Here is a 335-nt window from a genome sequence, read left to right on the forward strand (position 1 = left end):
GGCGGCCAGCCGCTGCAGGAAGTGGCCGGTCGAGGCCGGCCGGCCGGACCACACGCAGCACCATTCCAGCCCGTGTGGCCACGTCGCCGACGCGATCCGCGGCTGTCCGTCGTGCAGCCGATAGAGCAGCAGGCCGCCGGCCAGGCTGGCGGCGACGTCCAGCCCGCTGCCGTGGCCGCCCTGCGCCCGGCGGTGCGCCGCCAGCAGCGTGTCGATGGACGGCGCAGCGCGTCGGTCCAGCGCACGGATCGCACTGGCCAGCGCCACCGTCAGTGCCGCGCTGGAACCCAGCCCGAGCTTCGGCCGGCCGTCGCCGCCGGCGTGGAACGCGCGGG

The 335-nt window shown here is 77.3% G+C and carries 1 protein-coding gene; it reads right to left on the reverse strand.

The window, feature by feature from the left end; genetic code table 11:
• Positions 1 to 335, reverse strand: a 335-nt coding sequence (locus UUA_RS19575; protein WP_008439889.1) for a GHMP family kinase ATP-binding protein, incomplete at both ends; no start/stop codon positions are given.

It is taken from the genome of Rhodanobacter thiooxydans LCS2 (assembly GCF_000264375.1).
Taxonomy (GTDB): domain Bacteria; phylum Pseudomonadota; class Gammaproteobacteria; order Xanthomonadales; family Rhodanobacteraceae; genus Rhodanobacter; species Rhodanobacter thiooxydans.